23 protein-coding genes are annotated in these 25,528 nt (G+C 44.8%); 10 read left to right on the plus strand and 13 right to left on the minus strand.

Annotated elements, in window-relative coordinates:
- Positions 1 to 148 precede the first annotated feature (148 nt).
- Entirely contained in the window at positions 149 to 670 is a 522-nt protein-coding gene (locus QT992_RS04045) for a hypothetical protein (protein WP_333335935.1), read from the minus strand.
- A gap of 8 nt (positions 671 to 678) precedes the next feature.
- Positions 679 to 1,176 carry a TIGR00725 family protein gene (locus tag QT992_RS04050; protein WP_333335932.1) on the minus strand — a complete coding sequence of 166 codons (498 nt, stop codon included), beginning with the start codon at positions 1,174 to 1,176 and terminating at the stop codon, positions 679 to 681.
- A gap of 139 nt (positions 1,177 to 1,315) precedes the next feature.
- Between QT992_RS04050 and QT992_RS04055 the strand changes: the two genes are divergently transcribed.
- Together QT992_RS04055 and QT992_RS04060 are read left to right on the plus strand one after the other, a co-directional pair.
- Complete coding sequence (locus tag QT992_RS04055) at positions 1,316 to 1,552, plus strand: hypothetical protein (protein WP_333322162.1); 237 nt, start codon at positions 1,316 to 1,318, stop codon at positions 1,550 to 1,552.
- Positions 1,537 to 1,899 carry a type II toxin-antitoxin system PemK/MazF family toxin gene (locus tag QT992_RS04060; protein ID WP_333322161.1) on the plus strand — a complete coding sequence of 121 codons (363 nt, stop codon included), beginning with the start codon at positions 1,537 to 1,539 and terminating at the stop codon, positions 1,897 to 1,899. The genes QT992_RS04055 and QT992_RS04060 overlap by 16 nt, the downstream gene beginning before the upstream one ends.
- A gap of 125 nt (positions 1,900 to 2,024) precedes the next feature.
- Here QT992_RS04060 and QT992_RS04065 read toward each other — a convergent pair whose 3' ends face one another.
- The 4 genes from QT992_RS04065 to QT992_RS04080 all read right to left on the minus strand — a co-directional run bounded on the left by QT992_RS04065 (position 2,025) and on the right by QT992_RS04080 (position 3,387).
- A complete protein-coding gene (locus QT992_RS04065) occupies positions 2,025 to 2,384 on the minus strand; it encodes a DUF5615 family PIN-like protein (RefSeq protein ID WP_333317555.1) in 360 nt (119 codons plus the stop codon).
- Entirely contained in the window at positions 2,368 to 2,619 is a 252-nt protein-coding gene (locus QT992_RS04070; RefSeq protein ID WP_333238704.1) for a DUF433 domain-containing protein, read from the minus strand. The genes QT992_RS04065 and QT992_RS04070 overlap by 17 nt, the downstream gene beginning before the upstream one ends.
- 226 nt (positions 2,620 to 2,845) lie before the next feature.
- Entirely contained in the window at positions 2,846 to 3,208 is a 363-nt protein-coding gene (locus QT992_RS04075) for a type II toxin-antitoxin system PemK/MazF family toxin (protein ID WP_333304365.1), read from the minus strand.
- Positions 3,166 to 3,387, minus strand: coding sequence for a hypothetical protein (locus QT992_RS04080; RefSeq protein ID WP_333168235.1), 222 nt, complete (start codon positions 3,385 to 3,387; stop codon positions 3,166 to 3,168). Before QT992_RS04080 ends, QT992_RS04075 begins: the two co-directional genes overlap by 43 nt.
- Before the next feature lie 377 nt (positions 3,388 to 3,764).
- Here QT992_RS04080 and QT992_RS04085 point away from each other — a divergent pair, with 377 nt between their 5' ends.
- The 4 genes from QT992_RS04085 to QT992_RS04100 all read left to right on the plus strand — a co-directional run bounded on the left by QT992_RS04085 (position 3,765) and on the right by QT992_RS04100 (position 5,242).
- On the plus strand, positions 3,765 to 4,022 hold the full coding sequence (locus QT992_RS04085; RefSeq protein ID WP_333322159.1) for a type II toxin-antitoxin system ParD family antitoxin: 258 nt from the start codon (positions 3,765 to 3,767) through the stop codon (positions 4,020 to 4,022).
- A 32-nt stretch (positions 4,023 to 4,054) separates the two neighbouring features.
- Positions 4,055 to 4,351 (plus strand): type II toxin-antitoxin system RelE/ParE family toxin, encoded by a 297-nt coding sequence (locus tag QT992_RS04090; RefSeq protein ID WP_333376625.1) that lies wholly within the window; start codon positions 4,055 to 4,057, stop codon positions 4,349 to 4,351.
- Positions 4,352 to 4,597: 246 nt separating this feature from the next.
- Entirely contained in the window at positions 4,598 to 4,849 is a 252-nt protein-coding gene (locus QT992_RS04095; RefSeq protein ID WP_333335925.1) for a DUF2281 domain-containing protein, read from the plus strand.
- Positions 4,850 to 5,242, plus strand: coding sequence for a type II toxin-antitoxin system VapC family toxin (locus tag QT992_RS04100; RefSeq protein WP_333322157.1), 393 nt, complete (start codon positions 4,850 to 4,852; stop codon positions 5,240 to 5,242).
- A gap of 251 nt (positions 5,243 to 5,493) precedes the next feature.
- On the opposite strand, the gene QT992_RS04105 is transcribed toward QT992_RS04100, so the two are convergent.
- The 3 genes from QT992_RS04105 to QT992_RS04115 all read right to left on the minus strand — a co-directional run bounded on the left by QT992_RS04105 (position 5,494) and on the right by QT992_RS04115 (position 10,899).
- Positions 5,494 to 9,504 (minus strand): S8 family serine peptidase, encoded by a 4,011-nt coding sequence (locus QT992_RS04105; RefSeq protein ID WP_333335921.1) that lies wholly within the window; start codon positions 9,502 to 9,504, stop codon positions 5,494 to 5,496.
- A 277-nt stretch (positions 9,505 to 9,781) separates the two neighbouring features.
- Positions 9,782 to 10,063, minus strand: a complete 282-nt coding sequence (locus QT992_RS04110) for a hypothetical protein (protein WP_333055242.1) — start codon at positions 10,061 to 10,063, stop codon at positions 9,782 to 9,784.
- 107 nt (positions 10,064 to 10,170) lie between these two features.
- Positions 10,171 to 10,899 carry a hypothetical protein gene (locus QT992_RS04115; RefSeq protein ID WP_333317959.1) on the minus strand — a complete coding sequence of 243 codons (729 nt, stop codon included), beginning with the start codon at positions 10,897 to 10,899 and terminating at the stop codon, positions 10,171 to 10,173.
- Positions 10,900 to 11,192: 293 nt separating this feature from the next.
- Here QT992_RS04115 and QT992_RS04120 point away from each other — a divergent pair, with 293 nt between their 5' ends.
- On the plus strand, positions 11,193 to 12,110 hold the full coding sequence (locus QT992_RS04120; protein ID WP_333317961.1) for a tetratricopeptide repeat protein: 918 nt from the start codon (positions 11,193 to 11,195) through the stop codon (positions 12,108 to 12,110).
- Between the two features lie 121 nt (positions 12,111 to 12,231).
- On the opposite strand, the gene QT992_RS04125 is transcribed toward QT992_RS04120, so the two are convergent.
- Positions 12,232 to 12,414, minus strand: a complete 183-nt coding sequence (locus QT992_RS04125; protein ID WP_333335917.1) for a hypothetical protein — start codon at positions 12,412 to 12,414, stop codon at positions 12,232 to 12,234.
- 235 nt (positions 12,415 to 12,649) lie between these two features.
- Between QT992_RS04125 and QT992_RS04130 the strand changes: the two genes are divergently transcribed.
- Both QT992_RS04130 and QT992_RS04135 read left to right on the plus strand, forming a co-directional pair.
- On the plus strand, positions 12,650 to 13,612 hold the full coding sequence (locus QT992_RS04130; protein ID WP_333317963.1) for a DUF1822 family protein: 963 nt from the start codon (positions 12,650 to 12,652) through the stop codon (positions 13,610 to 13,612).
- Positions 13,613 to 13,639: 27 nt separating this feature from the next.
- On the plus strand, positions 13,640 to 15,928 hold the full coding sequence (locus QT992_RS04135; RefSeq protein WP_333317965.1) for a WD40 domain-containing protein: 2,289 nt from the start codon (positions 13,640 to 13,642) through the stop codon (positions 15,926 to 15,928).
- 69 nt (positions 15,929 to 15,997) lie between these two features.
- Here the strand turns inward: QT992_RS04135 and QT992_RS04140 are convergent, their stop codons facing one another.
- Positions 15,998 to 16,882, minus strand: a complete 885-nt coding sequence (locus QT992_RS04140; RefSeq protein ID WP_333317967.1) for a 4-hydroxybenzoate solanesyltransferase — start codon at positions 16,880 to 16,882, stop codon at positions 15,998 to 16,000.
- 210 nt (positions 16,883 to 17,092) lie between these two features.
- Between QT992_RS04140 and QT992_RS04145 the strand changes: the two genes are divergently transcribed.
- Entirely contained in the window at positions 17,093 to 18,709 is a 1,617-nt protein-coding gene (locus QT992_RS04145; protein WP_333317969.1) for a Ppx/GppA phosphatase family protein, read from the plus strand.
- A 387-nt stretch (positions 18,710 to 19,096) separates the two neighbouring features.
- On the opposite strand, the gene QT992_RS04150 is transcribed toward QT992_RS04145, so the two are convergent.
- Positions 19,097 to 23,668 (minus strand): choice-of-anchor Y domain-containing protein, encoded by a 4,572-nt coding sequence (locus tag QT992_RS04150; protein WP_333335911.1) that lies wholly within the window; start codon positions 23,666 to 23,668, stop codon positions 19,097 to 19,099.
- A gap of 312 nt (positions 23,669 to 23,980) precedes the next feature.
- A partial coding sequence (locus QT992_RS04155; RefSeq protein WP_333376589.1) for a calcium-binding protein occupies positions 23,981 to 25,528 on the minus strand: 1,548 nt, incomplete at its 5' end.

Consider the following 25,528-nt stretch of genomic DNA (forward strand, 5'->3'; position numbering starts at 1 on the left):
GCCACCGCAGCTTACATTTATAGTCATGGACGCAGGGGTGGCGAGAAACCGGGTTTTTAACCAAAATAATTGCTGAAAACCGTCAATCTCGGTTCAAAAACCCGGTTTCTTAGTCGGCGCGTGCGAGTGCTAACTAATTTAGATATTTTTAAGGAGAGGGAACTGGTTGCAGAAAATTGCTGCTGCCTTTATAACCGGATAAAATAGCCAGTTTTTCCAAAGATTGCCGGCCCGTGTAATATTTACCCCGAATTTCCCAAGTGGGATAAGCTTTAATATTGGCAGCTTTGCACAAATCGGGTTGAGCATCTTTGCCTCTGGGATCGCACTCAATGTAAGTAATAGCGGTAAAAGCTTCTTTGCCGAAAAGTTCTTGTTGCGTGTGACAGTTAGGACACCAGTAAGCACCGTAGAGTCTAGCTTTGATGGTCTGCAAATGGGTTGCTAAAGCTATTTTATCCGGCACTGATTCGCTGCGAATAGGTGGCGCTTCTTGTTCGGTAACAGGCTGTGCGAAAGGGGGAGGAGGAGGGAGGGTTTGTGCTAATTTTTGAGTGGGTTTATTGCTGACACTGAACTGTGCAATTCTTCCGTCTGCTTTGGTACTGACGAAAATCCCCAAAGTCAGAAAAATGCCGATCGCACAAAAGTTGAATTTGCTTACTCTCATCTTGGATTTCATCTTGAATTTACTAGGATTTCGCGAGCTTGATTCATAGCCTCTACAGCATTGTCTACCACAAAGATGTTAAATTGTGCTAAACCTTTAAAAAAAACTTGACTTTCGGCGCTGTGATTTAACAATATAACTTGTTTGTTAGCTTTCAGAGCGAGGGCGATTTCCGAAGCAGTGCCCGTCCCCATACCGCAGGCAATTATTACATCTGAAGAAAGAACGTTAATGTTATTTCTGGCGTTTCCCATATCGGTGACAATGGCAATATCTACAGCTTCAGAAATGCCGCGAGTGTCATTTCCCGGAAGGATGCCGACTGTTAAACCGTTAGCTGATTTTGCTCCTTTGTTGGCGGCATCCATGACGCCGACATTTCTGCCGCCAGTTAGCAATATCCATCCTGCTTCGGCGATGAGTTGTCCGAGTTGATAGGCGTTTTCTAAGTCGGTTGAGGTGGCACTCTCGCCCGGGCCCATGATGCCAATGATGATTTTTTTCATAGTTTTGGGCTGGATATGGTGTTATTAATACTTGCGAGTTTTTTGCAGTATCTACAAATGTATGTTATTATATAAATAGTGGCTTAAAAAAATAGCTTTTGAGACCACAAAATTCTCGAACCTTCCTAGTATTTTTACTATGAAAGAGCAAACATTTAAACTAGATGAATCGCAGGTAAAATTTTTAGAACTCTGTCAAAACTATGGATTTAAAGATCCTAGTGAATTGGTTAGAATAGCGATTCAACGGTTGGAATTAGCGTTAGAAACCGAGCAGTTGAAAGAATCGGCGATGCTCTATGCGGAAGTCTATGCCGAAGAGACAGAGTTACAGGAATTGGCGGAATTAGGTTTAGAAGAATGGCCGAAGGAATAAAACTGACACGGGGACTAATTATTGAAGTCAATCTTGACCCTACTAGGGGTTCTGAAACTGGAAAAATTAGACCTTGCATTATTGTGACTAACAATACTTATAATGAGAGAGTTCCCATAATCCAGGTGGTTCCAATTACTGCTTGGAGTGAAAAAAAAGCCAAGATTAGAAGTAATGTGGAGATTGAACCTTCAGAAGCAAATAGATTAACAAAAAAATCTCTTGCAGATTGTTTGCAAACGCGCCCTATAGATTATTTTTCTCGCTTGGTGGATATCCGAGGTGAAGTTGAGCCAGAGGTTTTACTAAAAATCGATCGAGCTCTCAGAATTGTGTTTGCTTTGTAATTTTTCAACTTTTTAAAGAAGGAATTATGGGCGAGATCCTTTCTGGATATGGGTGAGAAAGGGATCTGGATCTTTTTTAACCGCAGATGCACGCAGATTAACGCGGATGTAAGAAGGGCGATCGATCAAGGACTAATGGAAACCACATCCCCAGTATCATTAATGCGAACTGCGGAACCCGTTGGTAGCGACAATATCATAGTGCTAACTTGTCTCATCAAAGGTACAAGATGGTCGGGTCTCGTACTGCTAGAATCTAACACCACAATTGTAATAACACGAATTGCTAAATTTTGTTGATAGGGAAGATTTTTATCGGCGGTGATAAAAACATCAAAAGGATGATTCTCCGATCGATCCAGAATTTCCCGGTCTTTTAGCCCTCTCCACCCCATGTCATAAACATTGCTGATTGAATGACCCTCATCTAAGAAAGGCTGCTTAAGTTTTTGACTCAAGAGATTTTCATCAAGCAATATAAGCATTGGAATCACTTTCTAGCGACAGCATCATCTTAGTAAGATTTTCTAGCACTTTAATTGCCTGACTTTCTAGGTAAGGAAAATCATTAATAAATTCTGCGAAACCGCTTTCACCTTCCAGGTAATCGAAAAAAGTCTTTAAGGGAACGCGAGTGCCGACAAATACGGGGACACCGCTCATAATTTCTGGATCGCGGTGAATAATCCCTTTTCTTTGCAGTAATTCTTCTATTTTCACGGGCTTTACTCCTTTATATCAAAAGAAGTGGGCAAGTGTAGCTGTAACTGATGGGTAATTATATCATAAATTCAGCAAAAGCGATCGCCCTTCTGAATTATTAGAAAGGGCGATCGATCTTTTTTTACCGCAGATGGACGCAGATTAACGCAGATGCAAGAAGGGATCTCGCTCTTTTGATGAATGATGGGCGAGAGCCTTTCTGAATTATTAGAAAGGACGATCGCTATAATTCCAGATAGCGCTGCAAAATCTCTTGACTTTGGGAAAATAGCTCGGATTCCAATTGGCCGACTTGTTGTACTAATCTTGTTTTGTCGAAAGTCATGGGATCGACACAGACTAGCAAACTATCTGCATCTAAACCATTTTGTGGGGATGCGGGTACTAATATCACAGCAGCAGAAATCCGAGGATCGTGAGGACGAGCGGATGTAAATGGCAAAACAGTCACTTTGCTGCGCCGCTCGTTGAACAGCGTACCAGAAATGACCAACGCAGGTCGCGTTTTGCGTATTTCTGTTCCTACTGACGGATCGAATCTAGCTATCCAGATGCTTCCCAGTCGGTAATCGCTTGAGCTTGCCATTCCTCATCCCATCCTAAATCTAATTCGTCAATTAGCTTGCAAGCCTCTGCTAAAGCTTGGTTTTCTTGTTGTTTTCGCCATTGTTTTAAGAGAGATTCTATCAAAGCACTGGGGTTGGGCGCTTTTTGATTGACGTATGTGAGTAAGTCATCTGGCAAGCTGATAGAGATGTCGCTCATTGGCTAATCAGAATAGTTTTTTGTGATTATTTTAGCAACAATTGACTGAAATGACAATCTTTTGTTAGTTGAATGCAACAATAAGGGATCTCGATCTTTTGATGAATCATGAGTGAGATCCTTTCTGCCTTTGGCTGATTAAGGGCGATCGCTTTTTTTTTACCGCAGATTAACGCAGATTAACGCGGATACAACAAGGGATCTCGCCATGATTGATGAATTATGGGCGAGATCCTTTCTGAATCTGGGTAAAAAAGGGATCTCGCTCTTTCCAATTTATTATAAAATTACACGTTGTGTGAGACTTGACAAAAAATGGCAAAATCTGCCATAATAAGATAACGAGTTAAATGAGGTAAGTAATACCCGTGACAAGTATGAATATTTCTCTGCCTGACTCAATGCGAACTTATATAGAAGAACAGGTAGCCCAAGGGGGTTATAGTACAGCTAGCGAGTATTTTCGTGAGTTAATTCGCCAAGACCAAAAACGTAAAGCTTCAGAACGTTTGGAAGCGATGTTATTAGAGGGTTTGGAATCTGGAAATCCTACGGCGATGACGGAGGAAGATTGGATGGAGATTAGTCAAGCTGTGCGATCGCGTATTTCCCAGAATCAGGGGTTGCAGGAATAAAAAAGACCTCGATCCAAAAACGTCCGCAAATTATCGGCGATTTGATTGAATTAGCCACTTACATTGCGGAAGATAATATGGATGCTTCCGATCGCTTTCTTGTCGCGGCCGAAGAAACCTTTAAACAATTGGCCCAAACGCCGAAAATGGGAAAAGGCTGTCAATTTTCTCATCCGAATTTAATCGATGTGCGACAACAAGCTATTAAAGGTTTTAGAAGATATCTGATTTTCTACCGTCTCATAGAGTCAGAGGTAGAAATTTTGCGCGTGATTCACGGGGCACGGGACATCGAAGATATCTTGGATAATGTTGATGAGAATGAATAAATCTTTACTCTTGAGGTGGGAAGTTGAAGATCGATCGCCCTTCTGAATTATTAGCAAGGGCGATCGATATTTTGTGACCGCAGATGGATGCAGATTAACGCGGATGTAAGAAGGGCGATCGATCGTTCGATGAATTATTGGCGGTCGGCTTTCTGAATTTGGGTGAGGGAGGGCGATCGCCTTTGGAACTAAACCGATTATAATTGCTAAAATAAAGCTAAACTGCTCTTAATCTATAATCCGATTATGACTGTTATTGAACAAATCTACGCGATCGTCAAAACCCTTCCCCAAAACCAAGCTAGGGAAATTCTCACTTTCGCTGAGTTTATTCGTGCCAAGTACCTGAATGAGAACCAATCCACCGATACAGTAGATACTTCAACTCCTTGGACGGAACTGGTTTATTCCCTAGCTGGAGCGTGGGCAGATGACTTTCCTACTCTGGAAGAGATTCGTGTTGAGTCGGGGGAAGACATTTTGCGGGAGAGCTTTTAGATGTACATTTTGGATACAAATACATTAATCTACTATTTCAAAGGACAAGGACAAGTTGCCCAAAACCTTGCCAATGTATCTCCTCAAGAAATTGGCATTTCAACGATCGTCCTGTTTGAATTGCAAGTGGGTATTGCTAAATCTACTTCGCCTGCAAAACGTACCCAACAACTTCAGCAACTTTTAAGCCGAGTTAATGTTGTTCCTTTCGATCGCGATTGTGCTGTTGCTGCTGCCACAATCCGCGCTCAATTGGAGCAAAAAGGTACTCCTATCGGTCCGATCGATGTTTTGATTGCAGGGACAGCCGCTTCGTTTCAAGCAACTCTTGTTACTCACAATGTCAAGGAGTTTTCGAGAGTTTCAGGACTGGCGATCGCGGACTGGTATTGAATTTATGGCATATCGCTCTTGTCTAACCATAAATTAGAGATGGATGAATGAAGAGCGATCGCCCTTCTGAATTGTTAGAAAGGGCGATCGCTCTTTTTTGACCGCAGATTAACGCAGATGCAGGAAGGGCGATCGCTCGTTTGATGAATTATGGGCGATCGCCTTTGTGAGTCAGGGTGAGCGAGGGCGCTTGCTATTTTCGGATAGTTGAAAAAGGGCGATCGCTTTGTGCGATTTTAGTGATAAGTATTTTATGCTAGTAAAATAGGCAATCCCCCTTCTATTGGTTCCTCAACAACAAGTTTTATACTGTAAGGTTTTGCCGCACCGTAGTTTTGCAGTTTATAAGCAGGACTTAAAACCCACCCAACTAAACCAGGCGTCTTACCATCTGCTTCGGAAAAAGCAAAATCATCATATAGGGTGTAAGTAAAATTACCTTTCCACTCAATTGTTTTACCTGTTGGTTTTGCTGGGTTATAATCAATCGAAAAATTCCTCAATCCAATCTCTTCTTGTTGAGTTCCGTGAATAATAACTCCCAGATTACCGTCATCAAAACGTACAGGTCCGAGCTTGTTTTCCCAAGCACTAGAACTATTTAATAGATCCTTAAATCTATCATTATTTCCTAGAGATTTTTCATTAACTTGTTGGGCTACAACATCTTCTATCTTGACTTTAAGCTGAGTCCGAATCTGCTCAAACTTGGTCTGGAAGTCTTTGTGGTTTCTTGCTTCTTTAGAAAGTTCATCGTCAGGACCAAGGATGATTTCTGCATCACCATTCTTACCATCAGTAAAAGTTCTGTAGTATGGTATGGTTGTGAAAATATTGCCACCTTTTGCTATTGTGCCACCCTCAAGGGCATAAATAAGCTGACCCGTTTGATAGGTTACATCAGGAGATTCCCAATTAAAGCCCAAATTGAAACTCTTGCCACGACCAACGTTCCAGTCATCACCACTACGGTACTCACCGTACCGAGTAGCAATAGAAAGGTAGTCAACTTTAGTATGTACAGGTTGTAAGAGAGGATTAGTTGGTTGGGATTGGTTGGGATTGGTTGGGATTGGTTGGGTTGGGTTGGGTTTGATTGGATTAGGATTACTTGGATTTATGCCTAAATTGGGATTGCCTGGATTGGGTTGGGCTAGGTTAGTACCTGAACTATTAGATGCTAAACCGCTACCTTCTTTGTAAGCGATCGCCTTACTGCCATTCCAGTAAATGTGACCGTTTTCAAAGTATTGGATGATATTTCCATCTCCCAATCCCTTTTCTTCACTCGTTGGAGCACCTAACCAGCCTTCCAATCCACCTGTATTCCTGTATGTTTGACGGATGCCTCCGTAAAGCGGGAATGTTCCATTTGCACTGCTGACGATCGACCCATTCTCAAATAGCTGATAGCTCACGCCATTATAGTCGGTGACATCTGAAATGGGATTCCCCAGCGTTCCTTGATAATTCTGGAAAACTGGATAGAAATTGCCACCAATGGTGTGTCCGTTGAGAGAAATTGAATTAGACGGTGGCAGTGGATCGGGATTTTGAATTGGATCGGGATTTTGAATTGGATCGGGATTTTGAATTGGATCGGGATTTTGAATTGGATCGGGGTTCTGAATTGGATCGGGATTTTGAATTGGATCGGGGTTCTGAATTGGTGCTGATACCTCCTTGGGAATCTCAATTGTATCCCCAGCCTGAATCTCACTGGCATTGGGAATGCCGTTATGTTGAGCAATCCAGTTGTAAGCATTAGCAGAAGCATCGCCCATTGTGTCGAGTGCAATTTGACTTAGGGTATCTCCAAACTGAAGAGTGCGAGACTCCCACTCATAGTATTTGCCATTAAACTCATCGGCCGTCGCCCTTTCTAATGGCGTCACCAACCCTTCTTTACCCCAAGTTGTCGGATTCGAGAAAGGTGTCGGAATATAAAGTTGTGGCGCTGTTTCCTTCGCCATTGCTACAGCTTTATTGAAATTCACCACCCCAAAACCTGTTTCTTCATCCCATCCGGGCTCCTTCAAATCGATCGCACTTCCGGTCAAAATATCAATCACTTGGGTAGCATTCAAATCGGGATTACTCTCCCAAACCTTAGACGCCATCCCCGCCGCCTTAGCCGCGGATGCCGAAGTTCCCGCCATCGTGCCTAAATCATCGCCAACAGTCGATAAAGTCGGATTTTCGATCGCACCTCCGGGCACTAAAATATCCAAACCATAGCCGTAGCTGGAATAATCCGATCGCCCAAAGCCATCAGATGAACCAACCGTCAGAATATTCTCAAACTCCTGGGAAGATTGACCCAAAACAGACATCACGTCGCCGTCATTCCCAGCCGCAACAACTAAAAGCACTCCATTCTGACGCGCATTCTCTAATGCAGCACGTTCTCGGTTCGTAAATTCATAACGAGTAGTAATGCTTCCGTCAGCATTTTTCTGAGTTAAATCGAGGGGAAGAAGTGCGATCGCATTCTTCTTCTTCTTTTGTGCTGTCGCTTCACCCACAAAATCAGTTAAAGCTAAATCCCATTCCCCAGAACCAATTGCCCGACTTAAATAAACATTTGCCTTATCGTTGTAGCCATCAATGCCTTTGTCGTTGCCTTGAATCGCACTAACTAAACCCCAGCTAAATGTGCCGTGTTCGTTACCAGTGCCAGCAGTAAACAAAGGATTGCTGTCTTTGTCAATGCGATCGCGCCCCAATGTCACTTTAGAGTAATCCAAATCGGGATTGTTCGTCGCAAATCCAGTGTCGATGATACCGATAAAGGCGCGATTTTCTGGCGGCAAACTAATCGGTAATACGGTTTCAATCGGCGGTTCCGGGTCGATCGGCTGCGACATATCATCGATCGGCTCAAGTCCAACTAGAGGCGGTTCCGGGGCGATCGTAGGCGGTTGCACCGGTGGTGTTGGAGGGGTCGGCAGCGTTGCAACAGGTGGCGTTGTCGCAACAGGCGGCGTTGCCACAGGCAGCGTTTCCACAGGCGGCGTTGTCTCAATCGGTGGCGCGACAGCCACAGGTGGTTTTGTCTCCACAGGTGGCGTTGTCTCAATCGGTGGCGTTTCCACAGGAGGCGCTACAGCAACCGGCGGTTTTGGATCAATCGGTGGCGTTTCCACAGGAGGCGTGACAGCTACCGGCGGTTTTGGATCAATCGGTGGCGTTTCCACAGGAGGCGCGACAGCAACCGGGGGTTTTGGATCAATCGGTGGCGTTTCCACAGGAGGCGCGACAGCAACCGGCTGCTTTGATTTGACATAATCGATCAATTTCTTGCCGCCATCGAGTTTAGTCCAATCCTTACTTGGATCGATCACTTTGTCGATCGACACTGCTTTGCCCGTCGCGCCTGTTAAATTGAAAACCAAATCGTTATAATCTTTATCTGAACCCTGATCGACGCGCTGATCTTCCATTGCAAATGCCTTGCCATTGCCAGTGACATCTGCTACTTGACCGTACAACCAAGCATCATCTGGATTAGTGCTAGATAATGATAGCAGCGGGCGTTTGTCACCGCCGGCACCGGGATTCTTAAACACATCTTGCACTGTACCATTTGGCACCAGCATCACGGCAAAAGCTTCTCCCGGTTTCATCGGAAATGTTTTCGCGCCGCTGTACTGCCCTTCGTTATAATTTCCCTCTCCTAAACGGCCGTTAAATAGCGGATTTGCACCTTCTGTGGGGTCAGAAATTACTACGTGACCCAAGGTAGAATTGGTCAAGGATCGTCTTGCTGCTTCTTTGATAAATTCCTGAGAACCAGGAGTAAATTTCTCCATTCCCAGCACGCTGAAAATGGCAACTTCACCTTTATAATTGCCGCCGTCGTGCAGCCAGTCAAAGCCAACTTGTCCCGTTGAATCTGTAGCGAAAAAGCCGGAGTCAACCCCTAAACCTGTCAGCGGGTCAACTTTGCCATCTGGGGTTAAACTAACTTGATAATTTGTATCGCCCGAAGGTGCAGAAATTTTGAGTGCATAATTGGTTGCGCCCAAATTATCGATGCTAAAAGTTCCCGAATTTGTGCCGTTTGTTTCGATGTCTTTGACGACTTTTCCCTGACTGTCGAGGAGTTGCATCCCGACAATGGAACTAAATCCTTCAGCCGTAACTCGAAAGCTGCCTGTATTCAGCCGATTAAAACGATAGGTGTCTGTGGGGTCAGTTTTACCTGCGAAGTCGATGGAGAAATAGTTGTCGTTCAGATTGCCGATCGATATATTAGACATGATGCACCTTGATTAATTCGATAACTGTGGGCTGATATTGATCTATCTGAAGTGCGTCGGAGTTTTTATGCGTTTTGTAATATAACTTCACAAAGAGTGTGGGGTTAACTCGCTGAACTTCCATCGCTACTTATTTATCTGGAGTAAGTTTTAGTTTTTATGCAAAGTTTCAGTCTTTGTAGCATAACTTTACACAAACTACCGGGAATCGAGGTTTTACATCCACCTCACACTCAGGGAGATGGATATAATTGCGATTGGCTGATGCCTGTTCTCCCTATTGTGGTAAAATCTGATGGTGAGAAGACCTTTGCGGAATTTGGTATTTTCTCATGCCTCCGGGGTCGCCTGCTGCTTGATTAAGAACTAACAAAAAAAACACCGCGAATAAAATTGTCTCCCAACCAAAAGGTGCCGGCTTCGGTTCTTCTTTGGGTTGATCTGTAACCGACTCGACGTTGACTTTGATGTCGAGTTTGCCCTCAATGACTTTGCCTTTGAAAAGTCCATCGCTGGCAACACCCTTAAATCGCATTGGATTAGTTTGTTCTGCTGACATTGTGGTTATCCTTGTGTTGGTAGATTATGAAAAAACCAAATTCAATGAAGGGCGAGATCCTTTCTAAATCTGGCGTATAAATGGCGCCAGATTCAGACAATCAGCAATCAGCCAGACATAAAATCAGAATTTTTTTGAGCAATGTGTCGGCCAATTCGTTGCAGTTTGGACAATCCCGTCCTTTTCCAAAAAGAGTAAATAGTCTGTGTCTTGATATTTAACTGTCGGGCGATGACTGCCATTTTTTCGGGCGACTGCTGCAAAAACAATCTTTGAACAAGAATTTGACAGTTGCAGTCGGGACGGTTTCGAGGATAACAATTCCGAAGTTCGTATTCTGGATCTCGATAGATGTATTTTACGATCGCCCGTGCTACAGCTTGTTTTTCTTGTCTCTCAATCCGTTCGATTTCCACCTCCAAACCATCTAAACAGTCATTGTAAAATCGACTACGTTCTAAAGCGTCTAAATCTAAGGGAAGTATGTTTGGATTTTTGGCAGCATATAAATCGTGAATTCGATACTTGAGATAACGGTTAATCCAAGTCATGATACTGTCTTGAATGGGAGAACTGCGGGGATGAAACTTGTGAAGGTTCTTGTCTAACCATTCCCAAGTTTTATTAACGGCTTCATAATAATAGGGATGAGAACTTTTTGACAATTTTGGCAAGCGTTGCAGTTCCCGCAATAACCGATCCATCAATTTTCGACGCTGGGGATTATCCCGTGATAGCAAGCAGATATTTAAAATTAGCTGACATAACAGCTCGTCTTTAGAACTGCGATCGGAATATTGTTCCAGTCTCAACCTCAATTTATCTATGCCATCCATAATCACTCTTTTAGTAAATGTAGATGTAACACTGTGAAAACTTTGGGCTAAGTTGGTAGAGATGAAAAACGATTGAACTAACTCGAACGCTTGTAGGTAAAATTGGGACAGTTAACCTACACCTAGTTTTGTACAGTTGGTTACTTCTACATATTTTCCAGGATTCGCCTAATCAAAACAATGCTAAAATTCACACACAAAGTTCACAACTTTTATAAAAAAATCACAAAAATCACAAAAATCACAAAAAATCTTTTATAATCACTAAAAAAATAGATGAATTGGGGAAAGCAATGGAACCTGAAGAAATGTTGAGCCTGTTGGATAAGTGGGTTTTGGAAAAGAAAGGCAAGTCGCTGGATTTTGTAGAAAAAGAAATTATTCGTCTAAGCTGGCTGGATGTGGATTATGCAGATATGAACATTTCTAACTACAGCCCTAATTATGTCGAGAGAAGGCTGGCCCAGGGTTTATGGGCTTTAGTATCCGAGGTGATTGGAGAAGGGAAAAAAATTACTAAAAAAAAATTCAAGCTGGCGATGGAAGAAGCAATCAAGAAGCGATCGCGCCCGGAAGCACCAGCAAGAGAAATGACTTTGTTTGATGCGGCGAAGGATGCTAACAATCGAGGGTTTAACTTAAAACAAGCTGGCGACTTAATTGAAGCTCGAAAACAATTCGATCTAGCTATTAAAATCAACCCAGATAATGCAGTGACTTACTACAATCAAGCATTGATGTATGAAGAAGCGGGAAAAGTCGATCGGGCGATGGAACTGTATCAGGATGCAGCATTCCTAGGCTTGGCTGCTGCTTACTGCAAGTTGGGCCGTTTGTATATCATTGAATATAAAGATTTGCGGAAATCAGTTGAAAAAATTGGGCTAGGTTTAAAGCTGGTGAAAACCGAGAAAGTTGAGAATAACAAAATAGTCAAAGCAGGGTTGTTAACCTACCTTGCTTGGGCTTGGAAGGAACAAGGATGCTATGAAGAAGCTTTGGACAAGCTGCAAGAGGCTGTTAAATTACAGAGCGATCGGGGTTTAACTTATGGCATCATGGCCCAAGTGCAAGAAAATCTGGGGAATGATGCAGAAGTTGTGAAAGCTTGGAAACACTGTTTGGAATATGCTAACTCCGATGAGCCAGATGAAGATGTTTACATTGGTAAGGCTCGTCAGCGTCTGAAGCAATTAGGTGGCTCTAATTAAATGTAAAATGATCTCGCGCGGTGAGATACCCGACTGCTTTAAGAAGTCGGGTATCGGGGAATTCTGTTTTTTAGGTGGATTTACTTAAGTGCGATCGCACTTATTTGAGATTTAGCCTTAATCAAGGACAGGGGTATTCATTGCCATGTCGATCGATACAAATTCGGGGTATCATGTTAGTTGTGGCTGACCCAAGGGCGATTCGAGCGATTGAAGCACCTGAAACTGCGGCTAGTACCAAAGTTATGTTGCCGATCGCGATCGAGCAGATGAGGAGGGGTGAAATCAAGACTTTGCAATTCATACTCTTGTCTCCAAGTCAATTTTTTGAACCAAGGACAACTGAGTTAGGCCTAACTGCTGTCTACAATCACAATGTACTGAAACAAAAGAGTGACAACCAGATTGATTCAGTGCAGATAACAGTGCCGTTCTGCATCGAGCTGCATTTTTGTATATATCTGCATTTATCTGCATTTATCTGCATTTATATGGGTCGTTAAACTTCAAGAAAATACAACGCTAAAATTATTGTAATAATGACTCAAAAACGCAAGAAACTTCGTGGATTACTAGCCACTGATAACGGCTCCAAAATCATTGAGGATCAAAGGTTTAAGAAAGGATACTCTTACGAAAAATTAGCAGAAATTGCGGCTGTAAATGTTGACCAAGTTAAAAGACTCAGTAATCCCCATTGGGGCTATCCGGTTCAGCGAGATGCTATTGAAAAGATTGCTAAAGCCTTAGATTTGCATCCTAGAGATATCGTGAATCCTAATGAATGGTATCCACTGCTAACTGGGCAAGAAGTTCGAGTCGGTGCAAAGATGTGGATCGATCCTGTGGTTTTCGAGACAGTGCCACCAGATATCATTCTTGAAATCTCCAGAATCCTAGAAAGAATTCCCGGCAATATTTCGATTCAAATAAATCAAATACAAGAGGGTAGTTTGATTGTATATTTTGAGACAGATCCCACAGGATTTGAGGAAATTCAAACTAGATTTAGGACAGGAGAGTTAACCCAATTACTTAATATGAAAGTTAAGGATGTAAGACTAGATTATGTAATAGTACCGCCAGTGAATTTAAATATATGGTTCCAAAATAACTTTGTTGAGGCGCTTCAGGAAGGATGGTTGACAACTGCTGATATATTGGGTATTAGAAGGCTTCAAGAAGCTTTTAGGTCAAATACCGTTCAACGAGTTAAACAAATTCAAATGGGCGATCGTACCCTCGCTTTAACTCTGGATTTAGAGAAACAAGAAGATCAAACCATTAGCCTATTTCTGGGGATATATCCGCTTCAAGAGCAAACCTATTTACCAGAAGACCTCAAGCTTACTGTTTTTTTTGAATCCGGCGAACCTGTCGAACTCCTAGTTAATGAAGACAGAGATGGATTTAAACAAGAAATCTCATTCTCACCAGGAGAAGAGTTCAGCGTTCAAGTGACTTCAGGCGATGACAGCCTTACCGAATATTTTGAATTTTAACTAATTGAGAAGGTCAAAAAAACACCTATGGCCAAACGAATTTTCTTAAAAATCAACAGGGGAAGTTTTGAGGAAGGGTTTGATGTCACTCTGCAAATTGCCAAAGAAGGTCAGCCTTTTTTTACTGGAATGGATTTTCAGCTTCCACCAAGTCCCGACAATATTTCTAACATTTATCAGGATTTGAAAAAGAATTATTCATATTTGCGTCAGTGTTTGACTTTTCGTAATTCAGAAAGACTCAAACAGCGGATTACTCCGAATGATACTGCCACAGCCCGAGAAAAATGTCGCTTATCTTATCAAAAATTGACAAAAAGTGTCAATTTTTGGTTAAATCAATACGACTGTGTTGAATTTAGAAAACTTAACGATCGGCTCCTGCAAGAATTAGGAGAAAGTCAAGGAAAACAAGAAGAAGTTAGGTTTTTTATTCAAGCAAAAGATGATTTGCTCAACAAAATTCCTTGGCACGAATGGAGTATATTTACTTCTAGTAAAGCTAAAGTAGAAATTGCCTTGAGTCCGCCCAATTTTGACCGAGTTGAAAAACTCACCCGAGTTGGCGACAAGACTAAGCTGAGAATCCTAGTAATTTTGGGCGATAGTGAAGGACTGAATCTAGAGGAAGAACGTGCTACCTTAGAAGAAGGTTTTTCAGATGCAGAGGTCAGATTTCTCCCAGAACCGACGCGGGAAGTTGTTAGCGATCGCATTGGATACGAAAACTGGGATATTCTGTTTTTTGCGGGACATAGTTCCAGTGATGATAACAAAGGACGAATTTATACTAGAACAACTGAGCCTAAAGAATATTTAACAATAGATCATTTAAAGCCAGGGTTAAAAGATGCGATCGAACGCGGGTTAAAATTAGCGATTTTCAATTCCTGTGACGGGTTGCAACTTGCTTATGATTTGGCAGAGTTAAATATTCCGCAATTAATTGTCATGCGAGAACCCGTACCCGATCGGGTTGCACAACGGTTTTTAAAGCACTTTTTAAAAGCTTTTTCTAATAACCGAGAATCTTTATACCAAGCTGTTCTGAAAGCACGAACCATGTTGAGGACAGAAGGGTTAGAAGATGAGTTTCCTGGTGCAGCTTGGATGCCAATTATTTGTCAAAATCCCGCTGAACCTTCTCTCGTTTGGTCACCACCCACGAGTTGGGAAGATAAAAAGATTGAAAATTTAGGTATAATTCGCAAAAAACTTTTACTGGCAAAATCACAAAGAGAGATAAAAGAAATTTTATTTGATGTAGACTTTTTTCTCGAAAAGTATCCGAAAGATCCCAAAGGACGGAGCTTGAAAGCGGAAATAGAGCAAGCTTTAGAACATGAAAATACTCAAACTAATTTCCCCAAAAAAACTTGGAAAACCGAACATACTCTCACAGAGCATTCAGACATTATTAAATCACTCGCCATTCACCCAGACGGTCAAATTTTCGCTAGTTGCAGTCTCGATCAAACTATTAAAGTGTGGAACTTGACAACAGGAGAACTCCTAGAAAATCTCACCGAACATTCTGGAGGCGTGACTTGCGTTACTTTCAGCAGCGACGGAAAAACTCTTGCCAGCAGCAGCGCCAATCCCGACGGTACTATTAAATTGTGGGATACTCAAACCTGGCAACTAAAACGCACTCTCAAAGGCGATGACTGGGTGGTTCTTTCTGTATGGTCGATCGCCCTAACTCCTAATGGCAAAACTTTAGTCAGCGGACACCACGCTGACAGTACCGTGAAAGTTTGGAACCTCGAAACCGGGGAATTGCGACACACTCTCAGAGGTCATGTTTGGGCAGTTCACGACGTTGCGATCGCTCCCGACGGCAATATAATTGCTAGTGGAAGTTTCGACAGTAATATCAAGCTTTGGAATCTTAACACAGGCAGAGAAATCCGCAACTTAAACGGCCCTGGTGACGGCCCTATTGGTTGGCCTCGTTCTTTCTTTAGCGACAACATTGTTTATAGTGTCACCTTCAGTCCCGATGGACAAACTCTCGCCAGTGGCGGTGTCAAGCAACCGATTAAACTGTGGCGTTTAAGCAGTGGAGAACTCAAAAGTAACTTGACAGGACATACGGATGATGTTCACGCTGTTGCCTTTAGTCCTGATGGGAAATATCTCGCTAGCGGTAGTGCCGATCGCACTATTAGAATTTGGGATTTATTTACCGGAGAAGCAATGCACACTCTAGGACATTCAGACACTGTTTATTGCCTTGCCTTTAGTCCTGACGGAGAAACTCTCATCAGTGGTAGCCGAGACAGAACTATTAAGATTTGGCGTTTTTCCACCTGACAATAATTACTAATATTGCTTTTTGAACAGGCAAGATGCCTGTTCCACAATAATTATTGGAGATATCTATTAAAAAATATCCCCAACGATCATTCCCGCCAATATGACAAATCCCACCCAAACATTTTGGCGAAAAATTTGACCGTAAACAGGCTTAGGAATATCCGCATTCCGCAGTTGACTGTACTGCAAAAACCACAGAACCGCCGCCCAAAAAATTGCAATCCAAAAGCCAATATGCAAGTGCAAATTCATCCCCATTGCTGCCAATAAACCGACAGTACCAACAAAGAAAAACCCCACAGCATTAGCGGCATTATCTCCGAAAAATATCGCGCTGGAATTCACCCCCAAACGCAAATCATCTTCCCGATCGCTCATCGCATAAACTGTATCAAATCCCATCGTCCAAAACACGACTGCACCCCACAGCAGCCAAGTCGCTAATTCTAATTCGTCAACGGCGGCGCTCCAACTAATTAAAACAGCAAATCCCCAGGCAATTGATAACACTAATTGCGGCACTGGAAAGAATCTTTTTGCCAGCGGATAGCAGATAATTACTGGTACGGCGGCGACACACAGCCAGAAGCTTAAAGGATTGAGATACAAAGCGAGAATGGCCGCGCAAGCAAAGGAAATTAATGCAACTCCTATTCCCGTTTGCACGGTGAGGGCGCGGGATGCTAGGGGGCGCGATCGCGTCCTTTCTACTTCGGGATCAATATCGCGATCCCATAAGTCGTTGATGACGCATCCCGCCGCACTCGTGGCTAGGGTACCCAACACAATCACGCCCACCAATGCTGCGGGCGGCCTCCCCTCTGCTGCTAAAAAGACGGCCCAGAGGGCTGGAATCATTAAAATGAGCCTTCCTGCTGGTTTGTCCCATCTCAAAAGCCTCACGACGGTTAGCAATGTGGATTCGGGTTGGCGATCGGGCTCTTTAAGCATTTCAATTCTAGATTTGATATTTTTAACTCTAGATTTTATCAAATTTTAGGCACAATCACTTACTATCTCTGCTGGCGAGCATACTTCTATCGGAATTTAAAATAGGTGAAAGTCTTGCCCAGTCAGCAGTTCCCGATTTTTGCTAATTTAATAGAATCCCTAACTGGATTCGTGAAATAATCATAAATATCTGTCAACCCCGATACTCCAATGGTTAATTCACTTGCTTCTGCGGAGTCAAATCGCATTATTGCTGCTATTGATATGGGTACTAACTCATTTCACATGGTGGTGGCGCGCATCGATCCGAAATTGCCCGCGTTTACGATTATTGCTAGAGAAAAAGATACGGTTCGGTTGGGCGATTGTGAGGTTAAGACAGGGTGCTTGAAGTCCGAGGTTATGGAAAGGGCGATCGCCACTCTGCGCCGTTTTCAAGATATTGCTAAAACTTTCAATGCGGAACAAATTATCGCTGTGGCTACGAGTGCGGTTCGGGAAGCTCCTAACGGGCGGGATTTTCTCAAACAAGTTGCTGACGAATTAGACCTGGATGTGAGTTTAATTTCCGGTCAAGAAGAAGCGCGGAGAATTTATCTCGGTGTTCTTTCGGGTATGGAATTTAACAATCAGTCGCAGGTAATTATTGATATTGGAGGCGGTTCTACGGAGTTGATTTTAGGAGACAGTTCTGAGCCTCGCTGTCTCACGAGTACAAAAATTGGTGCTGTTCGCTTAACAGGACAATTTGTCAAAACTGACCCGATTAGCAGGGAGGAGTTTGCTTATTTGCAAGCTTATATTCGGATTTCGCTGGAAAGACCGATCGACGAATTGCGCTCTCAATTCAATGCTGGCGAACCTTTGCGCTTGATTGGCACTGCTGGAACCATCGAAACTCTGGCTGCAATTAACGCTCGCGAAAAGTTTGGAACAGTGCCGAATCCCCTAGCCGGATATCAGTTAAGTTTAAAAGATTTGCGCGATTTAGTCAATCGCTTTCGCAAACTTTCTTATGCCGAAAGGTTGGCAATTCCGGGAATGTCGGACAAGCGGGCGGAAATTATTCTCGCAGGATCTATGATTTTGCAGGAAGCTATGACACTATTAGGAATTGAATCGCTGACTGTGTGCGATCACTCTCTGAGAGAAGGCGTAATTGTTGACTGGATGCTGGCGCACGGTTTAATTGAGAACCGCTTGCGCTATCAAGGTTCAATCCGCCAGCGCAGCATTCTGCACATGGCTGAGAAATATCAAGTCAATTTAGAACAAAGCGAAAGAACCGCAGCATTTGCGCTCAATTTCTTCGACCAAACTCAAGGAATTCTACACTATTGGGGAACCGAAGAACGCGAGTTGCTGTGGGCTGCCGCGATTCTGCACAACTGCGGTTTGTACGTCAGTCATTCAGCGCACCACAAGCATTCTTACTATTTAATTCGCAACGGTGAGTTATTGGGATACACTGAAACTGAGATTGAAGTAATTGCGAACTTAGCTCGCTATCACCGGAAAAATCCTCCCAAAAAAAAGCACGATAATTTTGTAATTCTTCCGAAAAAATACCGGGAACTCGTCAGTAAATTGCATCCTTTTCTGCGATTGGCTGTGGCTTTGGACAGGCGGCAGATTGGCGCAATTTCTGATTTTAAATGCGAACACCGCCCGGAAGTTCGAGAGTTTCATTTGCGGCTGCAGCCGCTCAATCCCGAAGACAATTGCGCTCTGGAACTCTGGAGTTTGGATTATAAAAAGCCATCTTTTGAAGATGAGTACAATCTAAAATTAGTGGCAAATTTGGAACCTACTCTGGTTCCGGTTTAAATACAAAGCCGAGGCTGGAAACGAGAAACTGTAGGGTGTGCAGTCCGCACCCTACAGTTTCAACTTAACCCCAAGTCTAGTACCAATATTGTGTTTTACTCCACAGTTCTCCCGATCGCCCTAGCCTGCATTCTGAAGGCAGGGTAGATTAATTTTAGAGAGGATAAATCAAGGCGATATGACTATTTGCTGAGGCTATACGAAAGATTTAAGTAGTGTCTCATATCATGTCCGGTCGAGCGAGATCGATTTTTGTAGGTGCTCCTCTCACCAACAATACCTGCCAATAATTGACAATCTCACAAACCCGCCCCCACCGGGATATTATGGTTAATCGATCGGACATGATATTAGCGATCGTTCTGATACAACTGGATTCCATATTATCTACAAACCAGGTAGCCCAATTACTGTAAAATCCTGTTGAGTGATGAGATTAGCTGACACGCCTTTTAGGCTAGCTAAGATTTGATCTGTGTTGGCAATTTTGATAAAAGTTGTAGTGTTTTCTTCAACTATGCTGAGTCGATCGACCGTTAACCCTCCCGTCAAAATTAATAAATCTTCACCTTGCGTAAAATCAGCGATGACATCGCGGCCTTCTCCCGCAGTCAAGAAAAAGTAATCGCGCCCGCTTCCCCCTTGCAGCGTATCGTTTCCGAAGTCTCCCCTCAACCAGTCGTCGCCAATTCCCCCAATCAAAGTATCATCACCCTCACCCGCGTACAGAGTATCGCTACCGTCACCGCCGCACAATTGATCGGCATCTTGATGACCAAAAATTAAATCATTGCCGCCACCGCCGCACAAATAATCTTTTTGACTGCTAGCATCCGTCGCGATATTGTCAATATCTCCGAAAATCGTATCCTCGCCATCGCCGCCGCAGATGGTGTCATTTCCCAACTCTCCAAACAGCAAATCATTGCCAAAATCCCCGCAAATTATATCGTTATTTTTGCCACCATGTAAGGTATCATTGTCCTTGCCGCCGCTTAGAGTATCTTCGCTTTCTTGCCCGTACAAAACGTCGTTGCCGTTATTGCCAAAAAGCAAATCTTTTCCTGTCAAGCCACCGTCAGGCGCATCAGAAGTGCCGCCAAATAAACTGTCATTACCTTCATCACCAAGCAGGCTATCGTTGCCTTTGTCGCCCCAAACTACGTCATTATCTTTGCCTGCGATCGCCACATCTGGATCTTTACCCGCATAAATAATGTCATTCCCAGCGTGGCCGACGAGATAGTCGTTATTTTCGTTGCCAAATATGGTGTCGCTGTCTGCATCCGCGCCAACAGTAACTGGGCTAGCAAGGCCACCGTAAATATTGTCGTTGCCTGGAAAGCCAATTACCAAGTCGCTGCCGTTAAAACCGTTGATGCTGTCATTAATATGGCTGCCGATTAGGGAATCGCTGCTGTCTGTAGCGTTGAGGATATTTTCAGGGATATTGGGGTCGGGAATGGAAGTGCGATCGGGTAAAGTGATTCGATCGCGCATACAGTCTTCCGAAGCCACAGGAATTAGCGCAGGTGTGGGGGTTTCGGTTGGTGGAGATGTGGTTGGGGCGATCGAATTCTGATGGGCGATCGGCGTTTCCGCCGGTTTAGCCGTCGCAATTGGAGTTTCTCCAGATGTCGGAATTGGCGTCGGAATTGGTGTCGGAGTTTCCGCAGGCGTCGGAGTCGGTGTCGGAATTGGAATTTCAGCAGGAATTGGTGTCGGAATTGGAGTTTCCGCAGGAATTGGTGTCGGAATTGGAGTTTCCGCAGGAATTGGCGTCGGAATTGGTATCGCAGTTTCCGCAGGCGTCGGAGTTTCTGCAGGCGTCGGAGTTTCTGCAGGCGTCGGAGTCGGTGTGGGAATTGGAGTTTCCGCAGGCGTCGGCGTCGGAATTGGCGTCGGTGTGGGAATTGGAGTTTCCGCAGGCGTCGGAGTCGGAATTGGCGTCGGAGTTTCCGCAGGTGTCGGAGTCGGCGTCGGAGTTGGAGTTTCCGCAGGAATTGGCGTCGGAATTGGTGTCGGCGTCGGAGTTGGAGTTTCCGCAGGAATTGGTGTCGGCGTCGGAATTGGAGTTTCCGCAGGTGTCGGAGTCGGCGTCGGAGTTGGAGTTTCCGCAGGAATTGGCGTCGGAATTGGCGTCGGTGTCGGAGTTGGAGTTTCCGCAGGAATTGGTGTCGGTGTGGGAGTTGGAGTTTCCGCAGGAATTGGCGTCGGTGTCGGAGTTGGAATTTCCGCAGGAATTGGCGTCGGAATTGGCGTCGGTGTGGGAATTGGAGTTTCCGCAGGTGTCGGAGTCGGAGTTTCCGCAGGTGTCGGAGTCGGAGTCGGAATTGGCGTCGGTGTGGGAATTGGAGTTTCCGCAGGCGTCGGAGTCGGAGTTGGCGTCGGAATTGGCGTCGGAGTTTCCGCAGGCGTCGGAGTTTCCGCAGGCGTCGGAGTTTCCGCAGGCGTCGGAGTTTCCGCAGGCGTCGGAGTCGGAGTTGGCGTTTCTGCAGGTGTCGGCGTCGGAGTCGGAGTTGTATCTACAATAGTCAAAACAGCACTAGAAATTGCTCCTAAATCTGCTCCGTTAGTGGGATTGTTCAGAGTTAAATTAACAGTTTCATCCTCTTCTATCCCTGAATCATCAACAAGGGGAATCGTGAAAGTTTGAGCAGTTTCGCCAATCCCAAAATTTAATGTTCCCGATGTCTGGTTATAGTCACTACCAGCATTAGCAGTGCCATTACTTGTAGTGTAACTGACAGCAGCAGCCACATTAGCATCAGTGCGAGTAACGGTAATTGTGGCAAATTGACCGTTTTCATTAACGCTGTAGTTGGCGTTGCTGAAATTAAATCTGCCTGGATTGGTGAGGTTGATAATGAACGATTGGGTGTCAGAAGTATCGAAGCCTTCGTTATCTATACCGCCATTATCTCTCAGGTTTAGAGTGATATTAGCACTGCCGATCGCCCCCGGCACTGGTGTAAAGGTTAGCGTCCCCACCGAGTCGATCGCAGGTTGTACACTAAACAAAGCAGCATTATCATTCCCTACCACTTGAAAAGCCACAGTTTGTCCTGATTCGTTAGGGCCTGGAGAAATCTCAGTCGCCCATCCGGGGATGGTTTGTGGCCCCGAATTGCTGCTGAGAGTGCGATCGACCCCTTTGACAAACGAAGGTGGATCGTTGACTGGATTAACTGCGATCGAACTTGTTAAACTATTAGTGCTAAATGCCGTCGTTCCCCCAGTAACAGAAGCATTGACACCCGTTGTACCGCTGGCAACTCCGTTACTTCCATCCCATGCCCGAAAGGTAATTGTTGGTTCGCTTCCAGGGGTACTGTAATAGTCTGGGTTGGGTACAAAGCGGACTCTCGCAGGCGTTTGCAGGGAAACCCGCGTCAGGTTGATGTTAGCTTGCGCCGAGTTAGTACCGTCACCGAGGAATAGAAAATTAGGAGTTTCGTAAGGATCGATCTGGTCGCTAAATCCTGAATAATCGCGCAGCGGGCCGGTTAGTATGATAGCGCTGCCATCGGAAAGAAAGTAATTGTCACCTTGAACTCTGAGAGTGTAGTTAGTAGCAATATTGGTGTTATAACCAACATTCTCGGCTGCAACAAATAAGCCGTTGGTTTGTCCGCTTGGGTTGGGAGTAATGCCGTCGCCTTGTGCAAAGATATTGCCCGAAGTTGCAGATAGGCGCTGGAAACCGATTTCAATTGCTTTGCGATCGCTCGTAACGACAACAATGCTAAAACCCGCTTCATTCGGATTACTCCGCGATTCTGAGATAATCTGAAGATTAAAAGATATTTCAAATCCAACACTGGTAGAGCCTGCATTGCGTTCGAGTACGGGAAATGACGGATTTAAAGGAGTTCCTAAAGCCGTGTGGCTGCTGTATCCAGCATATATACTCTCGGTAGCAGTGCTGTTTAAATTAGCTCCATTACCGCTAAATATTTCTGAAGCTGTAGTGGCAGGAGAAGCAGCATTTAAGTTGGTCAAATCCAGCCAACCTTGAGAACTTGGAGTATTGCCAACTAAGCCATTATAAAAAACTGTCGGGCCGAGAACAGTTGCTGAACTATCAGAAACAGTGCCGAAATCTGTCCAAGTATTGCCGCCGTTTGTTGAAAATTGCCAATCCCCGTTAGTATTGTCAACTCCCGTGACTGCGATACCAAAAGGATATCCCTCAGCATCACCGCCATACTCGGCAAGATAGGCAAAAGGAGGAAATCCTCTGTTATTTGGATTGGGCAAATCTTCGTTCATGGATAACAGCGCATCAACACCTGAAGTATCCAAACTCGGAGCGATGTTAACCTGCGGGTTGCGGAGGCTGTTAATATAAATACTGTTAATTCCGCCGTTGGGCAAACCCAAGGAACCTGGATTATTTACAGCATAATTAGCAGTTTGGTTCACGCCACCACTAGCGCTTAAAAACTCGACAATACCCCCGTTGAGCGGTGCTGGAATTTGCACCTTAGCTGCACTCCCAAAGGCTCCGTGTATTCCCGATGTCCTCCAGGCGATCGAATCTACTGTATCGGTATTTGTCGTGCTAGCATTATCAACATAAACAACATCTGAAGCCGCGAAATCCCCATGCAAATTTCCGGTTGGGAGCAGCTTTGTCAAAAATCCACCTTGGGGACTCAATCGAATGTTCCAATCGTTGTTTGTTCCCGACGGTATGGGGTTGTAGACAATCTCTTGATTAGCAGCCGAACCGCCGATCGTAAGTATTGTTCCTGCTTTAAACACAGGAGCAATACTTGTCATATTAGTAAATCGATAAGCTGAATATTTAGCTGCTGTTGGCTCAGTTGAGTCGCCTACAAAATAGCTCTGAAGCTGAGTTGCACTTACATCTTCTGTGAGCAGTAACTCTACATACTCGTTGCCTGTAATGTTTCCAGTAGCGCGGCGGAATTCGTTAATAATTATCTGTCCCATCTAGATGCACCTAAATTTGAGATGATTATGTATTAGCTGCCAACTACTATCAATTTTTTTACATTTAATTTTTATTTACGTAAATACACTGACAGTAGTTTCTCCGTACAGTGGCTTGTTTAAGTCATTTTTGTTACTAAAATAATACCGGGAGTGCTGAGCAGTGTCAAGGAAAAGCTTGGATTATTGTCGATCGCACTCCCGGACGCAAAAAGTGATTTGATACACTACTCATAGCGGCAAGCTACGCGCTGTGCACCCTACATAATTAACTAAGGTGCGTACTCCGCACCTTAGTTAATTAATTTGTGCTTACCCGAAGATGGTAAAATCATTCACACCGATCGCACTAGCTTGCACTCCATTCAAAGCAGCCAACAGTTGACCGTTCTCACCAATCCTGATGAAAGCTGCATTAGCGTTTTGGGTAATACTAAGTTGACCAAAAGTTAGACCACCCGCTAACACCAGCAAATCCTCACCTTTTATGAAATCAGTAATTAGATCGCTGCCTTCACCTGCTGTTAAAACAAAGCGATCGCGCCCAATGCCACCGCTGAGAATATCATTGCCCAAACCGCCAATCAGACAATCGTCGCCTTTACCGCCATAGAGAGTATCGTTACCCTCCTCGCCGCATAGCTTGTCACTACCGCCGTTGCCAAACATCAAATCATTGCCAGCACCACCGCACAGGGAATCAGGCTCGCCGTTAAAGTCGATCGCACTGTCTCCGAAAATAGTATCGTCCCCATCGTCGCCGCAAATGCTATCACTGCCGCGATCGCCCAACAGCCGATCGTTGCCAGTACCCCCCACCACAACGTCATTGCCCTTGCCGCCATAAACAGTATCATTGCCCTCGCCGCCGCTTAGAGTATCCGCAGCATCTCCCCCATTCAAGAAGTCGTTGCCAGCACGGCCAAAGAGCAAATCGCGTCCAGTCGAGTCAAGGCTAGACGGGTCAAAACTGCCTCCAAACAAGCTGTCGTTACCCTGAGCCCCAACGAGAGTGTCATTGCCTTTGTCGCCCCCAATCAAGTCATCGTCTTTGCCGCCGATGGCCACATCATCGCCCTTACCCCCGAAAATGCGATCGTCGCTGCCGGCGCCGTTGAGGTAATCATTGCCATTCCCGCCAAACAGCAAGTCTTTGTCTGCATTCGGGCCAAGGGGGATATTGGTGGGCAGTGCCCCGTAAATATTGTCGTTGCCTTTTTCGCCCAGCAGAACGTCGTCGCCGTTGAAACCGCTGATAACGTCGTTGAGATTGCTGCCGATGAGGAAGTCGTCGCCGTCAGTGCCATTGAAAGTGCGATCGACAGAATTCGGGCCCGGAATCGAACCGATCGCGGGTAGGGTAATCTGTTCGCAAATGCAATCGGTATCGCCCCCTTGAACGCTGTCAGAGTCAACAGGAATTCCGGTGGGAGTTGGAGTTCCGGTGGGAGTCGGAGTTCCGGTTGGGGTTGGAGTTCCGGTTGGAGTCGGAGTTTCCGTGGGAGTTGGAGTTCCGGTTGGGGTTGGAGTTCCGGTTGGAGTTGGAGTTTCCGTGGGAGTCGGAGTTTCCGTGGGAGTCGGAGTTCCGGTTGGGGTTGGAGTTCCTGTTGGAGTCGGAGTTCCGGTTGGAGTTGGAGTTCCTGTTGGAGTCGGAGTTCCGGTTGGGGTTGGAGTTTCCGTGGGAGTCGGAGTTCCGGTTGGGGTTGGAGTTTCCGTGGGAGTCGGAGTTCCCGTGGGAGTCGGAGTTCCCGTGGGAGTCGGAGTTGGAGTTCCGGTTGGAGTCGGAGTTCCGGTTGGAGTCGGAGTTCCGGTTGGAGTCGGAGTTCCCGTGGGAGTTGGAGTTCCGGTTGGAGTCGGAGT

Source organism: Microcoleus sp. T3_D1 (assembly GCF_036700405.1).
In the GTDB taxonomy this organism is placed as follows: domain Bacteria; phylum Cyanobacteriota; class Cyanobacteriia; order Cyanobacteriales; family Microcoleaceae; genus Microcoleus.

Coding starts and splice junctions, on each gene's coding strand:
- QT992_RS04045 (WP_333335935.1), bottom strand. CDS start 670: ATGAGAGTAAGCAAATTCAACTTTTGTGCGATCGGCATTTTTCTGACT.
- QT992_RS04050 (WP_333335932.1), bottom strand. CDS start 1,176: ATGAAAAAAATCATCATTGGCATCATGGGCCCGGGCGAGAGTGCCACC.
- QT992_RS04055 (WP_333322162.1), top strand. CDS start 1,316: ATGAAAGAGCAAACATTTAAACTAGATGAATCGCAGGTAAAATTTTTA.
- QT992_RS04060 (WP_333322161.1), top strand. CDS start 1,537: ATGGCCGAAGGAATAAAACTGACACGGGGACTAATTATTGAAGTCAAT.
- QT992_RS04065 (WP_333317555.1), bottom strand. CDS start 2,384: ATGCTTATATTGCTTGATGAAAATCTCTTGAGTCAAAAACTTAAGCAG.
- QT992_RS04075 (WP_333304365.1), bottom strand. CDS start 3,208: ATGGCAAGCTCAAGCGATTACCGACTGGGAAGCATCTGGATAGCTAGA.
- QT992_RS04080 (WP_333168235.1), bottom strand. CDS start 3,387: ATGAGCGACATCTCTATCAGCTTGCCAGATGACTTACTCACATACGTC.
- QT992_RS04085 (WP_333322159.1), top strand. CDS start 3,765: ATGAATATTTCTCTGCCTGACTCAATGCGAACTTATATAGAAGAACAG.
- QT992_RS04095 (WP_333335925.1), top strand. CDS start 4,598: ATGACTGTTATTGAACAAATCTACGCGATCGTCAAAACCCTTCCCCAA.
- QT992_RS04100 (WP_333322157.1), top strand. CDS start 4,850: ATGTACATTTTGGATACAAATACATTAATCTACTATTTCAAAGGACAA.
- QT992_RS04105 (WP_333335921.1), bottom strand. CDS start 9,504: ATGTCTAATATATCGATCGGCAATCTGAACGACAACTATTTCTCCATC.
- QT992_RS04110 (WP_333055242.1), bottom strand. CDS start 10,063: ATGTCAGCAGAACAAACTAATCCAATGCGATTTAAGGGTGTTGCCAGC.
- QT992_RS04115 (WP_333317959.1), bottom strand. CDS start 10,899: ATGGATGGCATAGATAAATTGAGGTTGAGACTGGAACAATATTCCGAT.
- QT992_RS04120 (WP_333317961.1), top strand. CDS start 11,193: ATGGAACCTGAAGAAATGTTGAGCCTGTTGGATAAGTGGGTTTTGGAA.
- QT992_RS04125 (WP_333335917.1), bottom strand. CDS start 12,414: ATGAATTGCAAAGTCTTGATTTCACCCCTCCTCATCTGCTCGATCGCG.
- QT992_RS04130 (WP_333317963.1), top strand. CDS start 12,650: ATGACTCAAAAACGCAAGAAACTTCGTGGATTACTAGCCACTGATAAC.
- QT992_RS04135 (WP_333317965.1), top strand. CDS start 13,640: ATGGCCAAACGAATTTTCTTAAAAATCAACAGGGGAAGTTTTGAGGAA.
- QT992_RS04140 (WP_333317967.1), bottom strand. CDS start 16,882: ATGCTTAAAGAGCCCGATCGCCAACCCGAATCCACATTGCTAACCGTC.
- QT992_RS04145 (WP_333317969.1), top strand. CDS start 17,093: ATGGTTAATTCACTTGCTTCTGCGGAGTCAAATCGCATTATTGCTGCT.
- QT992_RS04150 (WP_333335911.1), bottom strand. CDS start 23,668: ATGGGACAGATAATTATTAACGAATTCCGCCGCGCTACTGGAAACATT.